This is a genomic window from Streptomyces sp. NPDC003011, assembly GCF_053591515.1.
The window spans coordinates 39,460-64,251 of sequence record NZ_JBSFTY010000051.1 but is presented as its reverse complement, the minus strand read 5'-3'; the positions used below and the strand labels follow the sequence as shown (position 1 = coordinate 64,251).

Below are 24,792 nucleotides of genomic sequence, written 5' to 3'. Positions count from 1 at the left end.
TTGTCAGAAAGGCAGCCCCACCTGTGACTGCGATTCCCCGGCGCCGTACCCCCAGGGGCGCCCTGGCGGGCGCGCTGTGCGCCCTGGGCGTGACGGTGCTGACGGGCTGCGGCGGCGAGGACCCGGACGCGGGCACCAACGGTGTCGGCAAGCTGCCGGCCGACCAGATCCAGTCCCGGACCCGGACGGCCGCCGAGTCCGCCGACGCCGTGCGGCTGTCCGGCAACGTGGTCGCCAGCGGCCGTACGTACCGCCTCGACATGCGTCTGAAGGCCGACGGTGCCTCCGGGTCGGTCACCGCCGAGGGGGCGACCTTCCAGCTGCTGCGGGTCGGCGAGGCGCTCTTCCTGAAGGCGGACGCGGCGTTCTGGACCGACGCGGACGGCAAGGATGACGGTTCCGGGGACACGGCGGCGGCCGACAAGCTGGACGACAAGTACGTGAAGGTGCCGCAGGGCGATCCCTCGTACAAGAAGTTCAGCGGTTTCACGGACATGGACGTCCTCCTCGACGGTCTGCTGACCCTGCACGGCACGGTGGCGACGGACGGCCGCCACCAGCAGGCCGGCGTCCGCACCATCCGCATCACTGGCGACGACGGTTCCGGCGGCACCCTGGACGTCTCCCTGGTGGGCACGCCGTACCCCCTGCGCCTGGTGCGGGCGGGAGGCGCGGGCACCCTGACCTTCTCGGCCTGGGACAAGGACTTCTCCCTGGCCGAACCGGACGAGGACGAGACCGTGGACTACGGCAAGCAGCTGCCGACGTCCTAGCGGTCACCGCTCGTCCTGGCGGTCACCGCTGGCCTTGGCGGTCACGGCTTCCTGCGTCGCTTCAGCAGCAGCCTGGGCAGCCCCGCGGGGATCGCCTGCCGGGTGGTCGCGGGCGTCGGCAGGGGCGGAGCGGCCAGGTCGCCGTCGGGCAGCGGTGCCGTCGCGCCGGTCGGTTCGAGGCGCAGTACCCGGCACTCGCGGGCCCAGCGCCCGGTCATCGCCTCGCCGTCGGGCGCGTTCAGGCGCTTGCCCTTGAGCTCGGCGACCGCCGCCTCCCACGCGGGGGATCCGGGTGCCGGTTCCACGACCTTCGCCGTCCAGCAGACCAGCCGGCCGCCCTTGTCCTTGCTGCGGACCGTGACCTCGGCCTCGGTGCCGTCGGCCAGCCCCGGCAGCGGCTGCTCACCGGGTCCGTCGCCGACCAGACAGGCCGCGCCCTCGTGCCAGACGTGCCACAGGGCGCGGGCCGGGCCACCGGGACCCCTGACCCAGATGAGGCCGGACTTCTTCGTTGCCTCCTCGACGAGGGCCTGGTCGAGCAGCTCACGTGTCATGGGCTCAGCCTAACCAGGCGCTCTCAGAGCCAGCCGTTGCGCTTGAGGGTGCGGTGGATGCCCACACACAGGGCCACCGTGACCGACATGATCACGGGGTAGCCGTACTTCCAGTGCAGCTCCGGCATGTGGTCGAAGTTCATGCCGTACACGCCGCAGACCATCGTCGGCACGGCGATGATCGCGGCCCACGAGGTGATCTTCCGCATGTCCTCGTTCTGCGCGACGGACGCCTGCGCGAGGTTGGCCTGGAGGATCGAGTTGAGCAGTTCGTCGAAGCCGAGGACCTGCTCCTGGACGCGGGCGAGGTGGTCGGCGACGTCCCGGAAGTACTTCTGGATGTCCGGGTCGATCAGCCGCATCGGGCGCTCGCTCAGCAGCTGCATGGGACGCAGCAGCGGCGAGACGGCCCGCTTGAACTCCAGTACCTCACGCTTGAGCTGGTAGATCCCCGCCGAGTCCACACCGCGCGAGACCCCGCCCCGGCGGCCCGGCGAGAACACCTCGGTCTCCACCTCGTCGATGTCGTCCTGCACCGCGTCGGCGACCGCGATGTAACCGTCGACGACATGGTCGGCGATCGCGTGCAGCACCGCCGAGGGGCCCTTGGCGAGCAGTTCGGGGTCGTCCTGCAGCCGGTGCCGCAGAGCCCGCAGCGAGCCCTGCCCGCCGTGCCGGACGGTGATGAAGAAGTCCCGGCCGGTGAAGCACATGACCTCGCCGGTCTCGACGACCTCGCTGTTGGCGGTGACCCGGTCGTGCTCGACGTAGTGGATGGTCTTGAACACGGTGAACAGGGAGTCGTCGTACCGCTCCAGCTTGGGCCGCTGGTGGGCCTGCACGGCGTCCTCGACGGCCAGCGGGTGCAGTCCGAACTCGCTGGCGATACCGGAGAATTCGGCCTCGGTCGGCTCGTGCAGACCGATCCACACGAAGCCGCCGTCACGGCGCACCACGCGCATCGCCTCGTGCGGGGTCAGCGGCGTCGGCGTCGGGAGGCGGGCGCCGTCGCGGTAGACGGCGCAGTCGACGACGGCGGAGGGCGTCGAGGGGTCACGGGTGGTGTCGTAGAGGCCGGTGTCCTTGCGCAGGGAGACGCGGGACGGACGGACGACGGCACGCAGGTCACGGATCATCGACATGGCTGGCTCCTTCGTGACAGGCAACGAAAGGCCGCCGGCGACGGGTGGAACTACCCGGAATGGGGACGTCCTGGCTGCGGATGTTTGGCACGTCCACAAAGCGGGGAGCACCGCAACGTCGCGGTGGCGAGCTTCGCTACTGATACAGGTACTGATTCAGGCAGGCAGATCAGACAGATCAGGTAAGACGAAACGAAGCGCTCTTCCGCGGTGCAGTGAGTGCGAGAGGTGGCAGTCAGCCAGAGCCGGAGCAGCTACATCAGCGGCGGGAAGAGCGGGTGCTACTGCACGGTCGACTTCGGTCCATTGCAGCCCCACCTCCTCCGGCCGGTCCCTCGTAAGGGAGACTCATCGGCGTCGGGGCTTGATCGCGACGCTTCTGCGTGCTGCCCCGAACCACCGGCCCAGAGTAGCAGCCGACCGAAGTGTCAAGGCGCTGGTTTGCCCGGTACTGACGAGTTCTATGCTCGCCGCATGGTTGATGTTCTTCCTCTGGTCGAGGCCCGGCTGCGCACCGCGCTGGGCGAGCCGGACGCCCGCGCGGCGGTCACCTTTCTCGGTACGGACCGCATCGAGGTGCTGCGCTTCCAGGAGGGGGACGTCGTCCGCTACGCCTCGCTCGGCATGTCCGCCCAGCCGATGGGCGATCCCGCAGCGATGCTCGCCGACCCGGTCAAGGGGCCGCGTGCCGAGCTGATCCTCTCCGTGCGCGCCGGTCTCGCCGAGACCGACAAGGCACTCCGCCCGCTCGCCGTGCTCGCCGCGTCCCCGCAGGTCGAGGGCGTGATCGTGGCGCCCGGTGCCTCCCTGGACGTCGGTGAGCCGCTGTGGCCGGGCGCCCCCTTCACCTCGGTCCTGGTCGCCGAGCCGGGCGGCCTGGTGGAGGACCTGGACCTCGACGAGCCTCTCGACCCGGTTCGGTTCCTGCCGCTGCTGCCCATGACCCCGAACGAGGCCGCGTGGAAGCGGGTGCACGGCGCGCAGGCCCTGCGGGAGCGCTGGCTGACGAACGGGACGGACCTCAGGGATCCGTCCCGCAGGTCCGTCCCGCTGGAGTGACCCCCGCGTGAGGAAGGTCACCAACCGGTGCCCGGACCACGTCACTTGGCGAAGACGGCGACTCCGTCCTCCGTCGCGTGTCCCGGCTCCAGCTCCTGCGCCTCGTGCGTGAGCGCCTTCCGCCGTACGACGACCACGAGCGCGCCGAGCACGGCGGTGACCGCCGCCACCACGAACGGGATGCGGATGTCGGTCCACTCCTCGATCTTCGGCGCGAAGTAGGGCGCGGCGGCCGCAGCGAACCAGCGCACGAAGTTGTAGCCCGCGCTCGCCACGGGACGCGGCGCGTCCGAGACGCCCAGGGCCAGCTCCGTGTAGACGGTGTTGTTCACGCCGATGAAGGCGCCGGACAGGATGGTGCAGACGACGGCGGTGGTGTGGTCGCCGTAGCCGAGGACGAGCACGTCGGCCGCGAGCAGCACCAGCGAGCCGCCCAGCACCTTCAGCGAACCGAACCGCTTCTGCATGCGCGGCGCCACGATCACCGAGAAGACGGCGAGCAGCACACCCCAGGCGAAGAACACGGCACCCGACCTGTACGGGGTCATGTCCAGCACGAACGGGGTGAAGGCCAGCACGGTGAAGAACGTGTAGTTGTAGAAGAACGCCGAGACCGCCGCCGACGCCAGACCGCCATGGCCGAGCGCCTTGAGCGGGTCGAGCAGTGAGGTCTTGCGGGCCGGCTTCGGCTGCTCCTTCAGGAACGCCGTGATGCACAGGAAGCCGATCGCCATCAGGAACGCGGTGCCGAAGAAGGGGTAGCGCCAGCTGGCGTCGCCGAGCAGCGCGCCGAGCAGCGGGCCGCACGCCATGCCGAGGCCGAGGGCGGACTCGTAGAGCAGGATCGCGGCCGCGCTGCCGCCGGCCGCCGCGCCGACGATGACCGCGAGGGCCGTCGAGACGAACAGCGCGTTGCCGAGGCCCCAGCCGGCCCGGAAGCCGACGAGTTCGCCGACGGAGTCCGAGGTGCCCGACAGGGCCGCGAACACCACGACCAGCGCGAGGCCCAGCAGCAAAGTCCTGCGGCCGCCGATGCGGCTGGAGATGAAGCCGGTGACCAGCATCGCGACCGCGGTGATCAGGAAGTACGACGTGAAGAGCAGGGAGACCTGGCCGGCGGTGGCGTTCAGGCCCGAGGCGATGGACGGCAGGATCGGGTCGACGAGTCCGATGCCCATGAAGGCGACGACGGACGCCCCGGCGGTCGCCCAGACCGCCTTGGGCTGCCGCAGGAGGCCGCCGGCTCCCGCGTCGAAGGGGTCCTGACTCGGTCCCATCACGTACTCCGTCCCTGGGGAGATGGTTGGTATATACACACAGTAAGTTAGGTTGGCTAATTAATGCAAGCCACATCTAATCTTCCCGAGGGCGGCTTCCGCCCGGACGGGTGATCGTCCCTTGACGTGGCGGAGCGGGGGTAGGACCGTGGGGCGCTATGAGGGGCGAACCCAGTTGCCCGAAGTGTGGTGGCCGGGTCAGGGCTCCCGGACTTTTCGCCGATACCTGGCAGTGCGATGTGCACGGCGCCGTACATCCGGTCCAGCCCGTGATCCCGCCCAGCGTCGAGGCCCTCGAAGTCGTGGTGCACCGCACGCGGGTGCCGGTGTGGATGCCGTGGCCGCTGCCGGTCGGCTGGCTGTTCACGGGCGTGGCCTGCGCCGGCGACGACCGCAGCGGCGGCCGGGCCACGGCGGTGGCCTGTTCCGGTCCCGGACCGCTCGGCGGCATGGGCGAGCTGGTCCTGGTGGCCGAGGAGCTCGGTGTCGGTCTCGGCGCGCGGTACGCGGGCGTCGACGGCCCGGACCCGGGGCCGTACCTGAACGTCGAGAAGCCGCCCCAGACCAAGGTGCTGGCCGCCGGCCGCCCGACCCCGCTCTGGCTGGTCTCCGGGGCGCCGGAGGACCGTGCGGTCTTCGCGGGCGAGGCGCTCGGGATGTGGCTGTGGGCGGTGGTGTGGCCCGAGCAGTCCGGGATGCTGATGTACGACGAGCTGGTGCTGACGGACCTGCGGGACGCGGGGGCGGAAGTGGAGCTGCTGCCGTGCGGAGCGCTCTCACCGCGCCTTCTTGAGCCGTAGCTCCACTGGGCGGGCCGGGCGGTCGGTGGTCGGGTGGCCGGGTGGCCCGATCGGAAGGGCGGAATTCCCGGCGCTCCTGGCGGGGTCGGAGCGCAACGCTTCGTAGGGGGCACTCGGCGGTTGCGGGTGTGACAAAGGGGCGCGGAAGTCCGGTTATCCTTTGAACGTCCGCTTCCGTTCCGTCGCCTCTGGAGTCCGCCGTGCGCATCGACCTGCACTGCCACTCCACCGCTTCCGACGGTACGGACACGCCGGCCGAGCTGGTGCGTCATGCGGCCGCGGCCGGTCTCGACGTCGTCGCGCTGACCGACCACGACACCACCCGTGGGTACGCCGAGGCGCTGGCCGCGCTGCCGGAAGGGCTCACGCTGGTCACCGGTGCCGAGCTGTCCTGCCGTATCGACGGTGTCAGCATGCACATGCTGGCCTACCTGTTCGATCCCGAGGAGCCGGCGCTGCTCGCCGAGCGTGAGCTGGTGCGGGACGACCGGGTGCCGCGGGCCCGTGGCATGGTCGCCAGGCTTCAGGAACTGGGCGTGCCCGTCACCTGGGAGCAGGTGGCGCGGATCGCCGGCGACGGCTCGGTCGGACGCCCGCATGTCGCGACCGCGCTCGTCGACCTCGGGGTCGTACCGACGGTGAATGACGCCTTCACCGAGGACTGGCTGGCCGACGGTGGCCGTGCCTATGTGGAGAAGCACGAGACCGACCCCTTCGAGGTGATCCGGCTGATCAAGGGCGCGGGCGGGGTCGCGGTGTTCGCGCACCCGGCGGCCGCCAAGCGGGGCCGTACCGTGCCGGAGTCCGCGATCGCGAAGATGGCCGAGGCCGGACTGGACGGCATCGAGGTCGACCACATGGACCACGACGCCGAGGCGCGCGTCCGGCTGCGCGGGCTGGCGAAGGAACTGGGGCTGTTGACCACCGGGTCCAGCGACTATCACGGCAGCCGCAAGACCTGCGTGCTCGGCGAGTACACCACGGACCCCGAGGTGTACGGGGAGATCACGCGGCGGGCGACGGGTGCCTTTCCCGTTCCCGGGGCCGGCGGGGTCTGAACGGCCTGCCCCTCCAAAAGGGCTGCCCCCTCACGGGGGTCCGAGGCCTGCCCCTGCCGTCCGTGTCCGTCCGTCATCACTGCGCAAGGCCCTCATGTTCGACGTCGCCGTCTTCGGCTCCCTCTTCCTGACCCTCTTCGTCATCATGGATCCCCCCGGGATCACCCCGATCTTCCTCGCGCTGACCGCCGGACGCCCGGCCAAGGTGCAGAAGCGGATGGCCTTCCAGGCCGTCTGTGTGGCCGGCGGGGTGATCACGGTGTTCGGTCTCCTCGGGCACCAGATCCTCGACTACCTGCACGTCTCCGTGCCCGCGCTGATGATCGCGGGCGGGCTGCTGCTCCTGCTGATCGCGCTGGACCTGCTCACCGGCAAGACGGACGAGCCGAAGCAGACCAAGGACGTCAACGCGGCCCTCGTCCCGCTCGGCATCCCGCTGCTGGCCGGGCCGGGCGCCATCGTGTCGGTGATCCTGGCCGTGCAGCAGGCCGGCGGTGTCGCGACCCAGGTGTCGGTGTGGTCGGCGATCCTCGCCATCCATGTCGTGCTGTGGCTGGTGATGCGGTACTCGCTGCTGATCATCCGGGTCATCAAGGACGGTGGCGTGGTCCTGGTGACGCGCCTCGCGGGCATGATGCTCTCCGCCATCGCCGTGCAGCAGATCATCAACGGGGTCACGCAGGTGATCCGGAGCAGCTGAGTCCGGAACAGCTGAGTCCGGAACGACTGAGTCCGGGCGGGCTGCGCGGTGGGGCTCCGGGGGCCTGCCCGGGAACGCGCAGAGCCCCCGTCCGGCGTCGGTGCCGGAGGGGGCTCTGAAACCTGTAGAGGGATCCTGGTACTACGAGGCCGAGGTCTCGGCCGGGCGGATCCACAGCCGCTGCCCGATCGAGGCAGCCTGCTGAACGATACGGTTGACGGAGGCGGCGTCCACAACGGTGCTGTCCACGGCCGAGCCGTCGACGTCGTCGAGTCGCATGATTTCGAAGCGCATGGGCTTCTCCCTTCGTCTGGTCATCCTCCTGAGGAGAACTACTCGGTGGGTGGCTCACGGAGCATCGGTGTCCGTGTTCCCTACGGAGTCAACGGGATGCGTGTTACAAACATTCCCTACGCTAAAGAAATTTTTCGAACAGCTAACTACTGACCGGTAAGTAGTGCGCAGAGACAAGACGGGGACTGACCGGGACCGGTTGTGTTCGCAGCGTGACCGCCGGGACAATGGAGACGATGAACGACGACCTCGCGGCCCTCAGCGCCCGCATCGACCGCACCAACGAGCTGCTCCAGCGCATGCTCGCCGAGGTGGCGAAGACACCCTCGACCCATGCGATCTTCGTCGACGCGGGATACCTGTACGCGGCCGCGGGGCGGCTCGTCGCCGGCACCGAGGACCGCCGGGCCTTCGAGCTCGACACCGAGGGACTGATCGAGGCGCTCATCGACCGGGCCCGCACCATCTTCGCGGACAGCCGGCTGCTGCGGGTCTACTGGTACGACGGCGCGAGACGCCGCATCCACACCGCGGAGCAGCAGTCGATCGCCGAACTCCCGGACGTGAAGGTCCGCCTGGGCAACCTGAACGCCAACAACCAGCAGAAGGGCGTCGACTCGCTGATCCGCTCCGACCTGGAGTCCCTCGCCCGGCACCGCGCCATCAGCGACGCGGCGCTGCTCGGCGGCGACGAGGACCTGGTCTCGGCGGTGGAGGCGGCACAGGGGTACGGCGCCCGGGTCCACCTCTGGGGCATCGAGGCACCCGAGGGCCGCAACCAGGCCGAACCGCTGCTCTGGGAGGTCGACAGCCAGCGCACCTTCGACCTCGACTTCTTCAAGCCGTACGTCGCCCGGCGCGCGTCCCCCGCCTACGAGGCGGCGGCGGCCCGGCCCACCCGTGAGGACGTCCGTTTCGTGGGCGCGCAGATCGCGGCGAAGTGGCTGGCGGCGCGGGGCCGCGAGGCACTGGTGGAACTGCTGCCGGGCCATCCGTATCTGCCCGGCTCGGTGGACCAGGACCTGCTGGTGGAGGCGGAAGGCCTGCTCCAGTACTCGCTGCGCGGCCAGGCGGACCTGCGCCGGTCCCTGCGGGACGGCTTCTGGGACCACTTGCAGACGCAGTATTGATGTCCCGCGCCAGACGTCCGTAGAGACCTAGCGGAGTTCCGGCGGCGCTGCTGGCAGCGGACATCCCCTGACATACCTGGCCGGCGGCGAGATGCGGCGCCGGCGGCGCCACGCAGCCACCTGGGTACTTCCGGCGCGGGACACTAGCGGGCTTCCCGCGGGGTGCCGGCCGCGGTGTCCCAGAAGTCGGCGAGGGCGCGGGCGGTCGGCAGGGGCTGATCCGCGTTGGGGGAGTGCTCGGCACCCGGGACGACCGTGCGGCGGGCCCTCAACCGGACGGCCATGTCGTCGAGGAGCGTCACCGGCCAGGTGTCGTCGTAGGCGCCGGACAGCACGTGGAACGGCAGCGGGACGGCGGCCAGTTCCGCGACCCGGTCGGGCTCGCCGCACAACTGGCGTCCGGTCGCGAGGAGTTGGGCCGGTTTGGTGGACAGCCAGCGGCGGCGCAGCTGGTCCGCGTCCCCGATACCGAGGGCGGGCCCGTCGACCTCCTCCGGCGGCCCCATCGCCTGGATGGCCTGCCACACCTCGGCCATGCCCATCACGGCGAGCGCGTCCCGCAGCAGTTTCACGCGCTGCTGCTGGGAGTCGGAGATCTGCGCCGGGCCGGAGGAGACGAGGGTGAGCGAGCGGAAGGGGGAGTGGTCGAGCAGGACGGCCGCACGGGCGATCTGCCCGCCGAGGGAGTGCCCGAGCAGGTGCACGGGCGTCCCGAGGGCCTCGGCCTGCGCGAGCACGTCCCGCGCCAGTCGGTCCTGGGCGTAGGCGGACTCGTCGAGCTCGGGCCCGTCCGACTCGAACTGCCCGCGTCCGTCCACGGCCACGATCCGGTACCCGCGCGCCACGAGGGGCTCGTGCAGCAGGGTGAAGTCCTCTTTGCTGCCGGTGAACCCGGGCAGCATCAACACCGTCCCCCTCGCCTCGACCCCGGGGGGCAGGGGCGAATCGACGACGGCGAAGTCACCGCGCGCGGTCCGCAGGGGGTATGCGCGGGCGCCCGGGGGCGGGGTGAAGGAGACGTGACGGCTCACGTGGGGAGAGTAGCGGGTGGCCCGGGACAGAACGCCGACGGCCCGGTTCACGGGAGGTGAACCGGGCCGTCGGGCAGGCGATCAGCTGTCCGCGGGCTCCGTGGCGGCCGTGGCCTTACGGGCCCGTCGTACCCTCGGCTTGGCCTCGGCCGTCTCGCCGGCGGCCTCGGCGGGAGCCGCCGTGGCCTTACGGGCCCGGCGCCGAGGCGTGGCGTCCGGCTCCTCGGAGGCCTGCGCCGGGATGCCGGCGGAAGCCTCCGACGCGGCGGACTCCGCGGCGGGCGCGGCCTTGCGGGTACGGCGTGCCTTGGGCTTCGCCTCGGCGCCCTCCGCCGTGTCCACGGCAGCGGCGGCAGCCGCGCCAGCGGTCTTGCGGGTGCGACGCGGCTTGGACTCGGCCGCCTCGGCCATGTCGTCCGCCGCCTTGGCCGCGGCCGCCTTGTGGGTACGGCGCGGCTTGGCCGCGACTCCCTCGGCGGGGTCGACGGCCGCTTCCACGGCCGCCGCGGTCTTCCGGGCGCGACGCGGTGTGGCCTGCGCGGCGTCCGAAGGCTCCGCGTTCTCCGCTGTCACCGCGGGCACGGCGGCCTTGCGGGTACGGCGACGGGGCGCGGGCTGCGCGTCCTCGGCCGTGTCCACGGCGGCCTCGGGCTCGGCTTTGGCTGCGGTCTTGCGGGCGCGCCGGGGCTTGGCCTCGGCACCCTCGGCGGTGTCCACGGCTGCTTCGGCCGGCGCCGCGGTCTTGCGCGTACGGCGCGGCTTGGCCTCGGCAGGCTCCGGGTCCTGAGCCGCCTGCGCCGGGATCTCGGCGGTGACGGCCGCGACGGGCTCGGCGGCGGCCTTGCGCGTACGGCGACGCGGCGCGGCCTCCGGGACCTCGACGGTGTCGAGGGCGGCCTCGGCCTCGGCGGGAGCCGCCGCGGCCTTGCGGGTACGACGACGGGGCTTGGCCTCCGTGGCCTCCGGGGTGGCCTCGGCCGTGCCCTCGACGGCGGTCTCGGCGGGGGCCGCGGCCGTCGCCTTGCGGGTGCGGCGGCGCGGCGTGGTGACGGGAGCCTCGGGCTCCGACACGGTCGGCGTCTCCGACACGGTCGGCGTCTCCGACACGGTCGGCGCCTCCGACACCGGCGCCGCTTCCGCGACCGTCTCCGCGACCGTCTCGACGGTCACCGGCGCGGTCGGCTCGGACGGCGTGACCGCCGCCTCCGCGGACTTGCGGGTACGGCGCCGACGCGTCTTCGCGGGGGCCTCGGGGGAGTCCACGGCGGCAGCCGTGCCCTCGGCCGTCGTGACGGCGGTCTGCGCGGCTGCTTCGGGCGCCACGGCCTCGACAGCGGCGTCCGTCGTCGGCACGCCCTCGCCCTGCGCGCCACCGCGGGTACGGCGGCGACGACGCGGGGTGCGGGGCGCGGTGTCCTCCGACGAGACCGGCGTGACCGGCGTGACCGCCGAGCCGCTCTCCGCGGGCACGGTCACCTCGGCCGCCGCGGAGGGCGCCGTGGCGTCCGCCGGCGTCCCGCCGCGCGTACGGCGACGGCGACGCGGCGTACGCGCGGCACGCTCACTGTCGGCGGACCGGGACTCGTCCCGGCCACCTCGGTCACTGCGGCCGCCCCGGCTGTCCTGGCCCCCGCGGCCGCCCCGGTCACCGCGACCGCGCGCGCCGCGGCCGCCCGTCTCGCCCAGGTCCTCCACTTGCTCCGCGCCGAGCCCGGCACGCGTGCGCTCGGCGCGCGGCAGGACCCCCTTGGTGCCCGCGGGGATGTTGAGCTCCTCGAAGAGGTGCGGGGACGTGGAGTACGTCTCCGGCGGGTCGCTCAGGCCGAGGTCCAGCGCCTTGTTGATGAGCTGCCAGCGCGGGATGTCGTCCCAGTCGACGAGCGTGATCGCGATGCCCTTGGCGCCCGCGCGGCCGGTACGGCCGATGCGGTGCAGGTACGTCTTCTCGTCCTCGGGGGACTGGTAGTTGATGACGTGCGTGACGCCCTCGACGTCGATGCCGCGGGCGGCGACGTCGGTGCAGACGAGGACGTCGACCTTGCCGTTGCGGAACGCGCGCAGCGCCTGCTCGCGGGCGCCCTGGCCGAGGTCGCCGTGGACCGCGCCGGAGGCGAAGCCGCGCTGCTGGAGCTGGTCGGCGAGGTCCGCCGCCGTCCGCTTGGTGCGGCAGAAGACCATCACGAGACCGCGGCCGTCGGCCTGCAGTATCCGCGAGACCATCTCCGGCTTGTCCATGTTGTGCGCGCGGTAGACGAACTGCATGGTGTTGCGGACCGTCTGGCCCGCGTCGTCCGGCGAGGTGGCGCTGATGTGCGTGGGCTGCGACATGTAGCGGCGCGCGAGGCCGATGACCGCGCCCGGCATGGTCGCCGAGAACAGCATCGTCTGGCGGCGGGCCGGCAGCATGTTGATGATCTTCTCGACGTCGGGCAGGAAGCCCAGGTCGAGCATCTCGTCGGCCTCGTCGAGGACGAGCGCCTTGATGTGCTTGAGGTCGAGCTTCTTCTGGCCCGCCAGGTCCAGCAGACGGCCCGGGGTGCCGACGATCACGTCGACGCCCTTCTTGAGGGCCTCGACCTGGGGCTCGTACGCCCGGCCGCCGTAGATGGCCAGCACGCGGACGTTGCGCACCTTGCCCGCGGTCAGCAGGTCGTTGGTGACCTGCGTGCACAGCTCGCGCGTGGGGACGACGACGAGCGCCTGCGGGGCGTCGGTGAGGTCCTCGGGCTTGGCGCGGCCGGCCTCGACGTCGGCGGGTACGGTCACGCGCTCGAGGAGCGGGAGGCCGAAGCCCAGCGTCTTGCCGGTGCCGGTCTTGGCCTGGCCGATGACGTCGTTGCCCGAGAGGGCGACGGGAAGCGTCATCTCCTGGATGGGGAAGGGGGTCATGATGCCGACGGCCTCTAGTGCTTCGGCCGTCTCGGGGAGGATTCCGAGGTCTCGGAAAGTCGTAGTCAGGGTGCTGCCTCTTCTGTGTGGGCGGTGCGAGGCGAGCGCGGGGGTCGTCTGGGACCGTGCCGGGGACGTCGACTGCCTTACGGGCGAGCCGTATGACACGGGACCACTGCCGACGCTCTAGCGCTCGTACCGCTGAGGGTCCCCCTCCGGACTCCGTACGCACAGTGCGCCGTACGGACGAGGAGGGCTGTCGGGTCGGAGCCGATCGGGCCACCGACCGGGCATCCTCATTCGTGCGGCCCGTCGAGATACGTCAGAGTACTCAGCGGGCGCATTACCACCATACCCCGGAATCGCGCACATGTGATGGCCGATTTGGTCACGTAGTCGTCGTCACAGTGATTGACCAGCGACTTCCGGCGCACGGCGAGCGGGCTATTGTGCGCTTCATGACGACGCCTGACAACACCTCTGACGCCCCCGCAGACGCTGCCCCCGAGGTCACCGGAGTCGCCGCCCAGGACTGGGCCCGGGCCTCCGCGGAACCGCAGTACCGGGCCGCGGTCGTGGACCTGCTCGGCGCGCTCGCGTACGGGGAGCTGGCGGCCTTCGAGCGGCTCGCGGAGGACGCCAAGCTGGCGCCGACGCTGGCGGACAAGGCGGAGCTGGCGAAGATGGCGTCGGCCGAGTTCCACCACTACGAGAAGCTGCGCGACCGGCTCGCGGAGATCGGTGAGGAGCCGACCCTGGCGATGGAGCCGTTCGTCGCCGCGCTGGACGGCTTTCACAAGCAGACGGCGCCGTCGGACTGGCTGGAGGGCCTCGTCAAGGCGTACGTCGGGGACTCCATCGCCAGTGACTTCTACCGTGAGGTCGCCGCGCGCCTCGACTCGGACAGCCGGGAACTCGTCCTCGCCGTGCTCGACGACACCGGGCACGCCGGCTTCGCCGTGGAGAAGGTGCGCGCGGCGATCGACGCGGATCCGCGGGTCGGCGGACGGCTCGCCCTGTGGGCGCGACGGCTGATGGGCGAGGCCCTGTCGCAGTCCCAGCGGGTGGTCGCCGACCGGGACGCCCTGTCGACGATGCTTGTGGGCGGCGTCGCGGACGGCTTCGACCTCGCCGAGGTCGGCCGCATGTTCTCCCGCATCACCGAGGCGCACACCAAGCGGATGGCGGCGCTGGGGCTGGCGGCGTAGGCGTATCGGTCGGGAGCGGCGGCGCCGGCCTGGCCGGCTGGTTCCGGCCTTCCGCGTACGGATCGCGGCCCCGGCTCTTCGGCCCGTCCCACGGCCGCGGTCCGTCGCGCGTCGTCCCGGTCCCTCAGGGGTGCCGCGATCGGCGGTGGGTCAGGCGGTCGCCGACCGGCGGCGGAGTCTTCCCGCCGGGCGCAGCAGCAGCGAGAGCGACGCCGCGGAGACGATCACCGCGCCGACGAAGGGCAGTGCCACACCCCCGGCGTCCAGCGCGCTGTGCGTGACGAAGGCGCCGAACAGGGCCCCGGCGACACCGGTCGCGAGCACCAGGGAGCGGGTGGGCAGGCGGTGTGACAGCCGGTGGATCGCCGTCCCCGCCAGCACGAGACCGAGCAGAGCGGAGCCGAGCGTTTCCAGCAACATCATGGGGTCCCTCCCAGACGGCCACACTGCGCGTTCACGGTCCTAGCCCGTCTTACCCGTGACCTGCGGAATGCAATCCTCCCCTGTGCGCGGCGTGTGCTCCATATGTGGGCTCCATATGTGGGGAGAGACCGCGAGGGGCCCGGCGACACACGGTCGCCGGGCCCCTCGCGTCGCGCGCACGCGCGAATGAGACTCGCGTATGACTACAGCGCGCCGAAGCCCACCTTGCGCGGGGCCGGCTCACCGAGCTCGACGTAGGCGAGACGGTCGGCCGGCACGAGGACCTTGCGGCCGTGCTCGTCCACGAGGCTCAGCAGCTGAGACTTGCCCGCCAGCGCCTCGGACACCGCCCGCTCGACCTCCTCGGCACTCTGACCGCTCTCCAGAACGATCTCGCGGGGCGCGTGCTGCACGCCGATCTTGACCTCCACGGCTATGTCCCTCCGACGGTCAGTGAAGTGCGCGACCTTCCGCGCCGTACCAGCACACATTAGCCCGGTGAGGGGACGTACATGCTCCGCCCGAGAACGCCAGGAGCGAACATCGGGCGGGAACAGACGCCTCCCACGCGTGTGCGCGGGTCAGTGGTGGTCGTGGTGGTCGGTGCCGTGCAACGGGAAGCCGGCGATGCCCCGCCAGGCCAGGGACGTCAGCAGCTGGACGGCCTGGTCGCGCGGCACACTGCGGTCGCTGTGCAGCCAGGACCGGGCCACCACCTGCGCGAGACCGCCCAGGCCCGACGCCAGCAGCATCGACTCCGCGCGCGAGAGACCGGTGTCCTCGGCGATCACGTCGCAGATCGCCTCGGCGCACTCGTTCGTGACCTTGTCGACGCGCTCGCGCACCGCGGGCTCGTTCGTCAGATCCGACTCGAAGACCAGGCGGAAGGCGCCGCCGTCGTCCTCGACGTACGCGAAATAGGCGTCCATGGTCGCCCGGACGCGCTGCTTGTTGTCGGTGGTCGACGCGAGCGCGTTGCGTACGGACTGGATCAGCGACTCGCAGTGCTGGTCCAGCAGTGCGAGGTACAGGTCGAGCTTGCCCGGGAAGTGCTGGTAGAGCACCGGCTTGCTGACACCGGCCCGCTCGGCGATGTCGTCCATCGCCGCGGCGTGGTAGCCCTGCGCCACGAAGACCTCCTGGGCGGCGCCCAGCAGCTGGTTCCGTCGGGCACGGCGCGGCAGGCGCGTACCTCGCGGGCGTGCTGCCTCTGTCTGCTCGATGGCTGTCACGCCGCCTCCCAAAGTCGTCCACTCGCGGTGTGCGCCGCGCGGCCATCGTACTTTTCGGTAACCGTGGTGTGCGCGCTGAGAGCGCACAATTTCACAGACCGGACGGTGGTGAAAGCGGCACAGAAGGTTTCAAGACGGTGCCTACCGGGCATCAGGGGCGCCACCGCTGTTCAGCAGTGGTCCATCCCGCATGTCACCGGTGGTCGTCTCACCGGTAGTCGTCCTCGTCGAGGGAGACGACACGGGCCTGCTCGACGAGATCCGCCTCGCTGCCGCGGTCCGGGTCGACGCCGGTCAGCGGATCGTCGCGGTCCGGCGCGAGCTCCGCGCTCTGCTCGGCCGCGTCGGCCTCGGGGGCCTCGACGGCGAACTCCTCGTCCTTCTCGGTGTCCTCGTGCACGAAGGTCTCGGGGTCACTGGGGTCAACGGTCATGTCGGGCTCCCTTCCTAGTACGTCCCTGAGTGCAACAGGGGGCCACATGCGGGTGCCCTGCGTTCGAGCCTAGGAGACACACGATCTGGACGCCATCGATCCGGGCACCCGTCTGTGATGGCGAACACATGAACCAGTGCGTGATCGTCTCGTAACATTGCCGCATGCCTTCGACCGAGCTGCCGTTCGTGCCGCCCGCCAACGTGCTCCCCAAAGTGGCGCCCGTCAGGGTCGCGGACGGTGAGCGTCTGAGGTCGGCCGGGCTGCCGGGGATCACGCTGACGGTCCGTTCGCGACCGCCGGCGCGAGAGGGCCTGCCGCCCGCGCTGTACGTCCACGGCCTGGGCGGTTCCTCGCAGAACTGGTCCGCGCTGATGCTGGAGTTGGAGGACGCCGTCGACGGCGAGGCCGTCGATCTGCCGGGTTTCGGGGACTCCCCGCCGCCGGACGACGGCGACTACTCCCTCACCGGGCACGCGCGCGCGGTCATCCGTTACCTCGACGCCTCCGGGCGCGGTCCCGTGCATCTCTTCGGCAATTCCCTCGGCGGCGCGGTCGCCACGCGCGTGGCCGCGGCGCGGCCCGATCTCGTCCGCACGCTCACGCTCGTCTCGCCCGCGCTGCCGGAGATCCGCGTCCAGCGCACCGCCGTGCCGACCGGGCTGCTGGCGCTGCCCGGCGTGGCCGGCCTCTTCACCCGGTTCACCAAGGAGTGGACGGCTGAGCAGCGGGTCCGCGGCGTCACGGCGCTGTGCTACGGCGACCCCGGCCGGGTGACGCCCGAGGGGTTCCGGCACGCGGTGGAGGAGATGGAACGGCGGCTTCGACTGCCGTACTTCTGGGACGCGTTGACGCGCTCCGCGCGCGGGCTGGTGAACGCGTACACCCTGGGCGGCCAGCACGCGCTGTGGCGCCAGGCCGAACGTGTTCTCGCCCCGACGCTCCTCGTCTATGGTGGCCGGGACCAACTAGTGGGCTTCCGCATGGCCCAGCGGGCGGCCCGGACTTTCCGCGACTCCCGCCTGCTCACCCTGCCGGAGGCCGGGCACGTGGCGATGATGGAGTACCCGGAGACGGTGGCGATGGCGTTCCGTGACCTCCTCCTGGAGACGGAGGCCCCCCGTGGGGGAGCGGCCGTCTTCGACGGCGAGGCGCACGCGTCCGACGGCGGGGCCGGTGGCTCCGGTGAGGGAGCGGGTGTCCCCGGCGGGGGATCCGAGATGACGAGTACCACCGGATCGGGGAGCTGAGGCGGGACGTGGGACGCCACAGTCGACGTGGACCTGCCCCCAAGAGTGCTCCCAAGGGCGACAGCAAGGACAAGGACAACGGCACGCAGGTGGCGGGCGGCCGGAGCCGGCTTCCGGTTCCGCCGCCCGCCCGACGCGGGCAGCAGGCGCCGCCGGCGGGCGGGCCGGGCTACGGGACGCCCCCTCAGGGGACTGAGGGGTTCGCCGACGGCACGCCCGCGCGCGGGGTGCCACGTTTCCCGGACGGCACCCCCGCGCGCGGGGTGCCGCGTCTGCCGGACGGCACGCCGGCCCGTGGCGTGCCGCGCCTCCCCGACGGCACGCCCCCGCACGGCAGCCCCCAGCTCTCCGACGGCCCGCCCGACCGCGGCGTGCCCCAGGTTCGTGGCGGGCACCCCGAGCAGCGGGAACGCGGCGGCGGCTGGGGCGAGTCGAACGGACGGCCCGGCGCCGGGCGCGGCGGTTCCGGGGCGGGCCCCGTGATACCGCGGCAGCGGTCGGCACCGCAGGCGCGCCCACGCCAGGACTACCTCGACGCCTTCGAGGCCGACGACGACGTCTTCGCGTCCCGTACGCCCGCCTCCGGGCCCCGTCCGCCCGCGGCGGGACTCCGCACGCCCGCGTCCGGAGCCGGCACGGCCTCCGCGCCGCCCCGCGTCCAGAGCGCCGCGCACCTTCAGACCGTCGCGCACCTTTCCGGTCCGCACGCGCCGGCCACCGCGTGGCCCGACGGAGCGGGTCTCGACGGCGGTGACGACGACGCGCCGCCGACGGGTGAGCCCGCGACGGCCAACGGCGGCAAGGGGCGGACGTTCACCGGTATCGCGGCGGCCGCCGTCACCACCGTGCTGGCCATCGTCGTGGCCGGCCAGGTCGCCGACCGGCGGGACGGCAGCGACGTACGGACCCAGAGCGCCGCCGACCAGGCGCGGGACGCCCGCGACTCGGCCTCGCGGCTCGGCGAGCGGCCGACGCCGTCCGGATCGGCCTCGGCGGCACCGCTGACGTACGAGCAGAAGATGGACAGGACGTACCCGCTCAGCGCCACCCTCGACGGCTCGGGGAAGTTCGACGCGGTCACCGGCGTGGACAAGGCACCCGGCCCGGGGCAGAAGTACACCTACCGCGTGGACGTGGAGCAGGGGCTCGGGCTCGACGGCGAGCTCTTCGCGCAGGCCGTCCACAAGACGCTGAACGACGACCGGAGCTGGGCCCACAACGGGGCCAGTGCCTTCGAGCGGGTGTACTCCGGCCGGACCGACTTCGTGATCACGCTCGCCAGCCCCGGCACGACGGCCGAGTGGTGTGCCAAGTCCGGTCTGGACACCACCGTGGACAACGTGTCGTGCGACTCGGCCGCCACCGAACGCGTGATGATCAACGCGTATCGATGGGCGCAGGGGTCGACGACCTACGGTGATGCGATCCATGCCTACCGGCAGATGTTGATCAATCATGAAGTCGGCCACCGCCTCGGCCACGGCCACGTCACCTGCGACAAGGACGGCGAACTCGCGCCGGTCATGCAGCAGCAGACCAAGTTCCTCGACCACGACGGAATCCGGTGCAAGGCCAACCCCTGGCCGTATCCCGGGAGTTGAGGGGCAGGCCCTGACCTCGCGTTGACATGCGCAGAAAAGTCGTCCATATTGCTGCGCATGTCGTCCCGCCATGTCTCCGTCCGCGCCGCCATCGAGCTGGCGCTGATCGGCGTGACCTCGCTCTGCGTGGCCGACATCCTCTGTAGCTGACGCCCGCCCCTGGCGCACGCGTCGCGAACTCCTTCCCCCTCCGTGGCACACTCACGGTGTTTCCGTTTTCCGGCGACCTGACGCCCGGGCAGACGTCTGTCCCGTTCTGTCTCACTCCTCGTCTCACTGTCTCGTGATCCGGGACACATTCTTCGAGAGGTCGTCTCCGATGCGTCCACCGTCCGTACACAGAGCCCGCGCGGCAGCCGTTCTGCTCAGCCTGGTGGTGGCAGCGGGCGCCACCGCCTGCGGGCCCGAGGACAACGATGCCAAGGTCTCCGGCGGGGGCGACGCGACGCCCCGCAAGGGCGGCACCCTCACGGTCCTGAATTCCAGCCCGCAGGAGGACTTCGACCCGGCCCGCCTGTACACCTCGGGCGGCGGCAACGTCCCCTCCCTCGTGTTCCGCACGCTCACCACCCGCAACCGCGAGGACGGCGCGGCCGGTGCCGAGGTCGTCCCGGACCTCGCCACCGACACCGGGCGCCCCAACAAGGACGCGACCGTCTGGACGTACACCCTGAAGAAGGGGCTGAAGTACGAGGACGGCACCCCGATCACCTCGGCCGACATCAAGTACGGCATCGAGCGTTCCTTCGCCCCCGAGCTGTCCGGCGGCGCCCCGTACCTCAGGGACTGGCTGGTCGACGCGGCCGACTACCAGGGGCCCTACAAGGACAAGAAGGGGCTCTCGGCGATCGGGACGCCGGACGAGCGGACCATCGTCTTCCACCTGAACAAGCCCGAGGGCGAGTTCCCGTACCTGGCCACACAAACGCAGTTCACGCCCGTCCCGAAGAGCAAGGACACGGGGACGGCGTACGAGAAGCACCCGCTCTCGTCCGGCCCGTACAAGGTCGTCAGGAACGAGAACGACGGTGAACACCTCGTCCTGGAACGCAACACGTACTGGTCCGCCTCGACGGACGCCGAACGCAAGGCGTACCCGGACACGATCGACGTACGGTCCGGACTCGACTCGTCCGTGATCAACCAGCGGCTGTCGGCGTCCCAGGGCGCGGACGCGGCGGCGGTGACCACGGACACCAACCTCGGTCCGGCCGAGCTCGCCAAGGTGACGGGGGACAAGGAACTGGCCGCGCGCGTCGGCACCGGCCGCTTCGGCTACACGAACTACCTCGCGTTCAACCCGACGGTGAAGCCGTTCGACGACGTCAAGGTGCGGCAGGCGATCTCGTACGCCATCGACCGGTCGTCCGTGATCAACGCGGCCGGCGGCTCCGCGCTCGCCGAGCCCGCCACCACCTTCCTGCCGGACCAGAAGTCCTTCGGCCACACGCCGTACGACCTGTTCCCGGCGGGCAGGACCGGCAACCCGGCGAAGGCGAGGGAACTGCTCGCGGAGGCCGGGTACGCGAACGGGCTCACCGTCACCCTGACCCACTCCAACAGCAAAGACTTCGAGACCAGCCCGGAGATCGCGACCGCGGTCCAGGACGCGCTCAAGCAGGCCGGCATCACCGTCGAGCTCCAGGGCCTGGAGGAGAACGACTACTCCGACAAGATCCACGACGTGAAGACCGAACCAGGCCTCTTCCTCGCCCACTGGGGTGCGGACTGGCCTTCGGGCGGTCCCTTCCTCGCTCCGATCTTCGATGGCCGGCAGATCGTCGAGGACGGCGCGAACTTCAACACCGGCTTCCTCAATGACAAGTCGGTCAATGCCGAGATTGACGCGATCAACAAGTTGACCGATCTTGACGCTGCCGCCGAGCGGTGGGGCGCACTGGACAAGAAGATCGGTGAGCGGGCGCTGACCGTGCCGCTGTTCCACCCCGTCTACAAGCGGCTGTACGGCGAGGACGTCAAGAGCATCGTGATCAGCGACTGGACCGGTGTGCTGGACATCTCGCAGGTCGCGGTCAAGTAGCGCCATGAGCGAGGCACTTGTCGCCTCCCAGATCCCCGGGGCGGACATCGCCGCCCCGGGGGTCTTCGGGGCCCGTCAGTTCTGGCGGCGGCTGCGGGCGCAGCGCGCCGCCCTCGTCGCGGCGGTCGTCGTCGCGCTGCTCGTCCTGGTCGCGCTCGCCGCGCCGCTGCTCACCGCGATCGAGGGCCAGGACCCGACCACCTACCACCCCTCCCTGGTCGACTCGGCGCGTGGCGGCGTGCCCGTCGGGTCCTTCGGGGGGATCAGCGGTGACCACTGGCTCGGCGTCGAACCGCAGACCGGGCGCGACCTGTTCGCGCGGCTCGTCCACGGTGCCCGGGTCTCCCTGGGTGTCGCGCTGGCGGCGACCGTCGTCCAGGTCGCCATCGGTGTCGTCGTGGGCGTCGCCGCGGCGCTCGGGAGTCGATGGGTTGATCAACTGTTGAGCCGGATCACCGACATCATCGTCGCCATGCCATTGATGATCATGTCGTTGGCGCTGCTCGCGATCGTCCCGTCGAGCTTCCCCCGACCCGTACTGGTCGCCCTCGTCATCGGGCTGATCGCATGGGGCAACATCGCCAAGATCGTGCGCGCGCAGACGCTCACCCTCAAGGGGCTCGACTACGTCGCCGCCGCCCGGCTCAGCGGCTGGGGCACCTGGCGGATCGCCCGCCGGGAGCTGCTGCCGGGCCTGGCCGCACCGGTCATCACGTACTCCGCGCTCCTGGTCCCGGCGAACATCTCCGTCGAGGCGGCCCTGTCCTTCCTCGGCGTCGGCGTGAAGCCGCCGACGCCCTCCTGGGGCCAGATGCTCACCGCCGCCGACATCTGGTACCAGGCGGCCCCGCAGTACCTGCTGCTGCCCGCGGGCGCGCTGTTCGTGACCGTCCTCGCGCTGACCGTCCTCGGCGACGGCGTCCGCACCGCCCTGGACCCGCGCGCGGCCTCGCGTCTACGGGTCGGCACGGGCCGCAGACAGCAGACCAGGGCGGACCAGGGAGGCACCCGGTGAACGGCTTCGGCGGCTTTCTCCTGCGCCGGCTCATCGGCACCGCGATCACCCTGCTGGCCATCTCGGTGATCGTCTACGTCGTCTTCTACGTCACCCCCGGCAACGTCGCCCAGATCACCTGCGGCCCCCGCTGCTCGCCCGCCCAGGTGCAGCAGGTCGCCGAGCAGCTGCACCTCGACGACCCGCTGTACGTGCGCTACGGGCACTTCCTCCAGGGCCTCGTCGCCGGCCAGGACCACTCGACGGGAACGTCGGTCCAGCACTGCCCGGCGCCCTGCCTGGGGCTGTCGTACCAGAGCGACCAGCAGGTCACCCGGCTGATCCTGGCGAAGCTGCCGGTCAGCCTGTCGCTGGTGTGCGGTGCGATGGTGCTGTGGCTGGCGCTCGGCGTCGGCACCGGCGTCCTCTCGGCCTGGCGGCGCGGCCGGATCTCCGAGCGGGTGCTGACCGGTATCACGCTCGCGGGCGTGGCCACCCCCGTCTTCGTCATCGGCCTGGTCCTCATGATCGTCGTCTGCGGCGAACTGGAGCTGCTGCCCTTCCCGCAGTACGTCGACCTCACCGACGACCCCGAACAGTGGGCCTGGAACCTGCTGCTGCCGTGGCTCTCGCTCGCCCTCATCGAGGCCGCCGCGTTCGCCCGGCTGACCAGGGCGTCGATGCTTGAGACGCTCGCCGAGGACCACATCCGGACCTTCCGGGCGTACGGCGTCGGCGAGCGGTCGGTCATCGGGCGGCACGCGCTGCGCGGGGCGTTCGCGCCGGTCATCGCCCTCAACGCGAACAACGTCGGCTCGGCCGTCGGTGGCGCGGTTCTCACCGAGACCCTCTTCGGCCTGCCCGGCATCGGACAGGAACTGGTCCATGCCGTCAACGTCGTCGACCTTCCCGTGGTCGTCGGCATGGTCCTGGTCATCGGCTTCTTCGTGGTCGTCGCCAACGCCGTCGCGGACGTGCTGTACGCGGTGGCCGACCGACGGGTGGTACTGACATGAGCGAGCTCGGCGTGAGTGGTGTGGGCGTGAATGGCGTGGGCGTGAGTGGTGGGGGCGTGAATGGCGCGGGCGGGAACGACGTCGGCGTGAACGACGCGGGTGCGGGCGGCTCCCGGGAGGCCTCTCCTCGCGGCCTCGTCGAGGTGACCGACCTCCGCGTCGCGTTCGGCGAGCTGCGCGCCGTGGACGGCATCTCCTTCCGCCTGGAGCAGGGCGCCGCCCTCGCCCTGGTCGGCGAGTCCGGCTCCGGCAAATCCACGGTCGCCTCCGCCCTGCTGGGACTGCACCGCGGCACCGGCGCGCGCGTCGGCGGCTCGGTCGAGGTCGCCGGCACCGACGTGCAGCAGGCGTCGGACGACGAACTGCGGCACCTGCGGGGCGCGAAGGCCGCGATGGTCTTCCAGGACCCGCTGTCCTCGCTCGACCCGTACTACGCGATCGGGGACCAGATCGCCGAGGTGTACCGCGTCCACACGCGTGCGTCACGGCGAGCGGCACGCGCGCGTGCGGTGGACGTACTGGACCGGGTGGGCATCGCGGACGCACGGCGCCGGTCCCGCTCGCGCCCGCACGAGTTCAGCGGTGGCATGCGGCAGCGCGCCCTGATCGCCATGGCGCTGGCCTGCGCCCCCGATCTGCTGATCGCCGACGAGCCGACCACCGCGCTCGACGTCACCGTCCAGGCCCAGATCCTCGATCTGCTGCACACGCTGCGCGAGGAGAGCGGCATGGGGCTGCTGCTGGTCACGCACGACGTGGGCGTCGCCGCCGAGAGCGCCGACGAGGTGCTGGTGATGCGCCATGGGCGGGCGGTCGAGCACGGACCGGCCGGCGCGGTCCTCGGGTCGCCCGCCCAGCCGTACACCCGTGACCTGCTGGCGGCCGTCCCGCGGGTGGACGCACGGCGCGCCCCCTGCGAGGCGTCCGGCGAGGTGGTGATCGAGGCGACCGGCCTCCGGCGCGAGTTCGGGCGCGGGAAGCGGACGTTCGCCGCCGTGGACGACGTGTCGCTGACCGTCCGCCGCGGCGAGACCCTCGGCATCGTGGGCGAGAGCGGCAGCGGCAAGACGACCCTGGGCCGCATGCTCGTCGGACTCCTGGAGCCGACGGCGGGGGAGGTGCGGTACGAGGGGCACGCGCGCGTGGGTGTGCGTCCGGCCGTGCAGATGGTCTTCCAGGATCCCGTCTCCTCCCTCAACCCGCGCCGCAGCGTGGGCGAGTCGATCGCCGACCCGCTGCGGGCGCGCGGCACGGGGGCATCCCCGCTCGAACGACACCGGGAGCGGGGGAGGGACGAGGACCGCATCCGGGGGCGCGTACGGGAGCTGCTGGAGCGCGTGGGGCTCGAAGCGGCGCACTACGACCGGTACCCGCACGAGTTCAGCGGCGGACAGCGCCAGCGTGTGGGCATCGCGCGGGCGCTCGCGGCCGACCCGCGCGTCATCGTCTGCGACGAGCCGGTGTCCGCGCTGGACGTCACCACCCAGGCCCAGGTGGTCGCCCTGCTCGGCGAGTTGCAGCGCGAACTCGGGCTGGCCCTCGTCTTCGTCGCGCACGATCTCGCCGTCGTACGCCAGGTCAGCGACCGGATCGCGGTGATGCGGCAGGGCCGGATCGTCGAGTCCGGCCCGGCCGACGAGGTGTACGGAGCCCCGCGCAACCCGTACACCAGGCAGCTCCTGGCCGCCGTACCGGCACTCGACCCCGAGGTCGCGGCGCGGCGCAGGGCGGCCCGACGGGCGCTCACCGTGACGTGAGAGCGGCACGCCGACTGTGACCATCCGTAGGTGCATGATCTCTTAGCGCGACAGAACGCGCTCCGCACGCGAAAGTTACGACCGTTCACCCCTTTTGGTGGCGTGATGGACAACCGTCCGTCGCGCCACC

Annotated in this window: 24 protein-coding genes; 14 read left to right on the top strand and 10 right to left on the bottom strand. The window is 71.5% G+C overall.

Translation table 11 applies throughout. The features are described from left to right. The first annotated feature begins 23 nt into the window (after positions 1-23). Entirely contained in the window at positions 24-773 is a 750-nt protein-coding gene (locus tag ACWD0J_RS25400; protein ID WP_451498129.1) for a hypothetical protein, read from the top strand. Positions 774-814: 41 nt separating this feature from the next. Here ACWD0J_RS25400 and ACWD0J_RS25395 read toward each other — a convergent pair whose 3' ends face one another. After that, positions 815-1,327 (bottom strand): hypothetical protein, encoded by a 513-nt coding sequence (locus tag ACWD0J_RS25395; RefSeq protein WP_451498128.1) that lies wholly within the window; start codon positions 1,325-1,327, stop codon positions 815-817. A 23-nt stretch (positions 1,328-1,350) separates the two neighbouring features. Next, positions 1,351-2,469 carry a magnesium and cobalt transport protein CorA gene (locus tag ACWD0J_RS25390; protein ID WP_451498127.1) on the bottom strand — a complete coding sequence of 373 codons (1,119 nt, stop codon included), beginning with the start codon at positions 2,467-2,469 and terminating at the stop codon, positions 1,351-1,353. Positions 2,470-2,943: 474 nt separating this feature from the next. On the opposite strand from ACWD0J_RS25390, the gene ACWD0J_RS25385 reads away from it, so the two are divergent. Then, a complete protein-coding gene (locus ACWD0J_RS25385; protein WP_451498126.1) occupies positions 2,944-3,528 on the top strand; it encodes a suppressor of fused domain protein in 585 nt (194 codons plus the stop codon). Between the two features lie 41 nt (positions 3,529-3,569). Here the strand turns inward: ACWD0J_RS25385 and ACWD0J_RS25380 are convergent, their stop codons facing one another. Beyond that, positions 3,570-4,805 carry an MFS transporter gene (locus ACWD0J_RS25380; RefSeq protein WP_451498125.1) on the bottom strand — a complete coding sequence of 412 codons (1,236 nt, stop codon included), beginning with the start codon at positions 4,803-4,805 and terminating at the stop codon, positions 3,570-3,572. A 158-nt stretch (positions 4,806-4,963) separates the two neighbouring features. Here ACWD0J_RS25380 and ACWD0J_RS25375 point away from each other — a divergent pair, with 158 nt between their 5' ends. The 3 genes from ACWD0J_RS25375 (at position 4,964) to ACWD0J_RS25365 (ending at position 7,363) form a co-directional block, all read left to right on the top strand. Next, entirely contained in the window at positions 4,964-5,605 is a 642-nt protein-coding gene (locus ACWD0J_RS25375) for a DUF6758 family protein (RefSeq protein WP_451498124.1), read from the top strand. 200 nt (positions 5,606-5,805) lie between these two features. Continuing rightward, entirely contained in the window at positions 5,806-6,663 is an 858-nt protein-coding gene (locus ACWD0J_RS25370; protein ID WP_451498123.1) for a PHP domain-containing protein, read from the top strand. Between the two features lie 94 nt (positions 6,664-6,757). Next, positions 6,758-7,363, top strand: coding sequence for a MarC family protein (locus ACWD0J_RS25365; RefSeq protein ID WP_451498122.1), 606 nt, complete (start codon positions 6,758-6,760; stop codon positions 7,361-7,363). 141 nt (positions 7,364-7,504) lie between these two features. On the opposite strand, the gene ACWD0J_RS25360 is transcribed toward ACWD0J_RS25365, so the two are convergent. Next, positions 7,505-7,657, bottom strand: a complete 153-nt coding sequence (locus tag ACWD0J_RS25360; protein ID WP_451498121.1) for a hypothetical protein — start codon at positions 7,655-7,657, stop codon at positions 7,505-7,507. Between the two features lie 236 nt (positions 7,658-7,893). Here ACWD0J_RS25360 and ACWD0J_RS25355 point away from each other — a divergent pair, with 236 nt between their 5' ends. Continuing rightward, a complete protein-coding gene (locus ACWD0J_RS25355; protein WP_451498120.1) occupies positions 7,894-8,787 on the top strand; it encodes an NYN domain-containing protein in 894 nt (297 codons plus the stop codon). A 143-nt stretch (positions 8,788-8,930) separates the two neighbouring features. Here the strand turns inward: ACWD0J_RS25355 and ACWD0J_RS25350 are convergent, their stop codons facing one another. Beyond that, positions 8,931-9,818 (bottom strand): alpha/beta fold hydrolase, encoded by an 888-nt coding sequence (locus ACWD0J_RS25350; RefSeq protein ID WP_451498119.1) that lies wholly within the window; start codon positions 9,816-9,818, stop codon positions 8,931-8,933. Between the two features lie 81 nt (positions 9,819-9,899). Then, positions 9,900-12,683 (bottom strand): DEAD/DEAH box helicase, encoded by a 2,784-nt coding sequence (locus tag ACWD0J_RS25345; protein WP_451498139.1) that lies wholly within the window; start codon positions 12,681-12,683, stop codon positions 9,900-9,902. 473 nt (positions 12,684-13,156) lie between these two features. Between ACWD0J_RS25345 and ACWD0J_RS25340 the strand changes: the two genes are divergently transcribed. Then, positions 13,157-13,915: a ferritin-like fold-containing protein gene (locus tag ACWD0J_RS25340; protein ID WP_451498118.1), complete on the top strand. Its 759-nt coding sequence runs from the start codon at positions 13,157-13,159 to the stop codon at positions 13,913-13,915. A gap of 150 nt (positions 13,916-14,065) precedes the next feature. On the opposite strand, the gene ACWD0J_RS25335 is transcribed toward ACWD0J_RS25340, so the two are convergent. The 4 genes from ACWD0J_RS25335 to ACWD0J_RS25320 all read right to left on the bottom strand — a co-directional run bounded on the left by ACWD0J_RS25335 (position 14,066) and on the right by ACWD0J_RS25320 (position 16,003). Further along, entirely contained in the window at positions 14,066-14,335 is a 270-nt protein-coding gene (locus ACWD0J_RS25335; RefSeq protein ID WP_451498138.1) for a hypothetical protein, read from the bottom strand. Between the two features lie 206 nt (positions 14,336-14,541). Continuing rightward, positions 14,542-14,769 carry a DUF3107 domain-containing protein gene (locus ACWD0J_RS25330; RefSeq protein ID WP_019754243.1) on the bottom strand — a complete coding sequence of 76 codons (228 nt, stop codon included), beginning with the start codon at positions 14,767-14,769 and terminating at the stop codon, positions 14,542-14,544. 150 nt (positions 14,770-14,919) lie between these two features. Continuing rightward, positions 14,920-15,570 carry a TetR/AcrR family transcriptional regulator gene (locus tag ACWD0J_RS25325; RefSeq protein ID WP_451498117.1) on the bottom strand — a complete coding sequence of 217 codons (651 nt, stop codon included), beginning with the start codon at positions 15,568-15,570 and terminating at the stop codon, positions 14,920-14,922. 208 nt (positions 15,571-15,778) lie between these two features. Next, the gene (locus ACWD0J_RS25320) at positions 15,779-16,003 is read right to left on the bottom strand and encodes a hypothetical protein (protein WP_451498116.1); all 225 of its coding nucleotides are present in this window, start codon (positions 16,001-16,003) and stop codon (positions 15,779-15,781) included. Between the two features lie 164 nt (positions 16,004-16,167). Here ACWD0J_RS25320 and ACWD0J_RS25315 point away from each other — a divergent pair, with 164 nt between their 5' ends. From ACWD0J_RS25315 to ACWD0J_RS25285, 7 genes are all read left to right on the top strand, one after another. Next, complete coding sequence (locus ACWD0J_RS25315; protein ID WP_451498115.1) at positions 16,168-17,253, top strand: alpha/beta fold hydrolase; 1,086 nt, start codon at positions 16,168-16,170, stop codon at positions 17,251-17,253. 8 nt (positions 17,254-17,261) lie between these two features. Then, complete coding sequence (locus tag ACWD0J_RS25310) at positions 17,262-18,854, top strand: DUF3152 domain-containing protein (protein WP_451498114.1); 1,593 nt, start codon at positions 17,262-17,264, stop codon at positions 18,852-18,854. A gap of 57 nt (positions 18,855-18,911) precedes the next feature. Then, positions 18,912-19,004, top strand: a complete 93-nt coding sequence (locus tag ACWD0J_RS25305; RefSeq protein WP_451498113.1) for an Ms4533A family Cys-rich leader peptide — start codon at positions 18,912-18,914, stop codon at positions 19,002-19,004. Positions 19,005-19,173: 169 nt separating this feature from the next. Further along, on the top strand, positions 19,174-20,895 hold the full coding sequence (locus ACWD0J_RS25300) for an ABC transporter substrate-binding protein (RefSeq protein WP_451498112.1): 1,722 nt from the start codon (positions 19,174-19,176) through the stop codon (positions 20,893-20,895). A 4-nt stretch (positions 20,896-20,899) separates the two neighbouring features. After that, the gene (locus tag ACWD0J_RS25295) at positions 20,900-21,910 is read left to right on the top strand and encodes an ABC transporter permease (protein WP_451498111.1); all 1,011 of its coding nucleotides are present in this window, start codon (positions 20,900-20,902) and stop codon (positions 21,908-21,910) included. Beyond that, a complete protein-coding gene (locus ACWD0J_RS25290) occupies positions 21,907-22,905 on the top strand; it encodes an ABC transporter permease (protein WP_451498110.1) in 999 nt (332 codons plus the stop codon). Before ACWD0J_RS25295 ends, ACWD0J_RS25290 begins: the two co-directional genes overlap by 4 nt. Continuing rightward, on the top strand, positions 22,902-24,662 hold the full coding sequence (locus ACWD0J_RS25285; RefSeq protein ID WP_451498109.1) for a dipeptide ABC transporter ATP-binding protein: 1,761 nt from the start codon (positions 22,902-22,904) through the stop codon (positions 24,660-24,662). The genes ACWD0J_RS25290 and ACWD0J_RS25285 overlap by 4 nt, the downstream gene beginning before the upstream one ends. Positions 24,663-24,792: the final 130 nt, after the last annotated feature.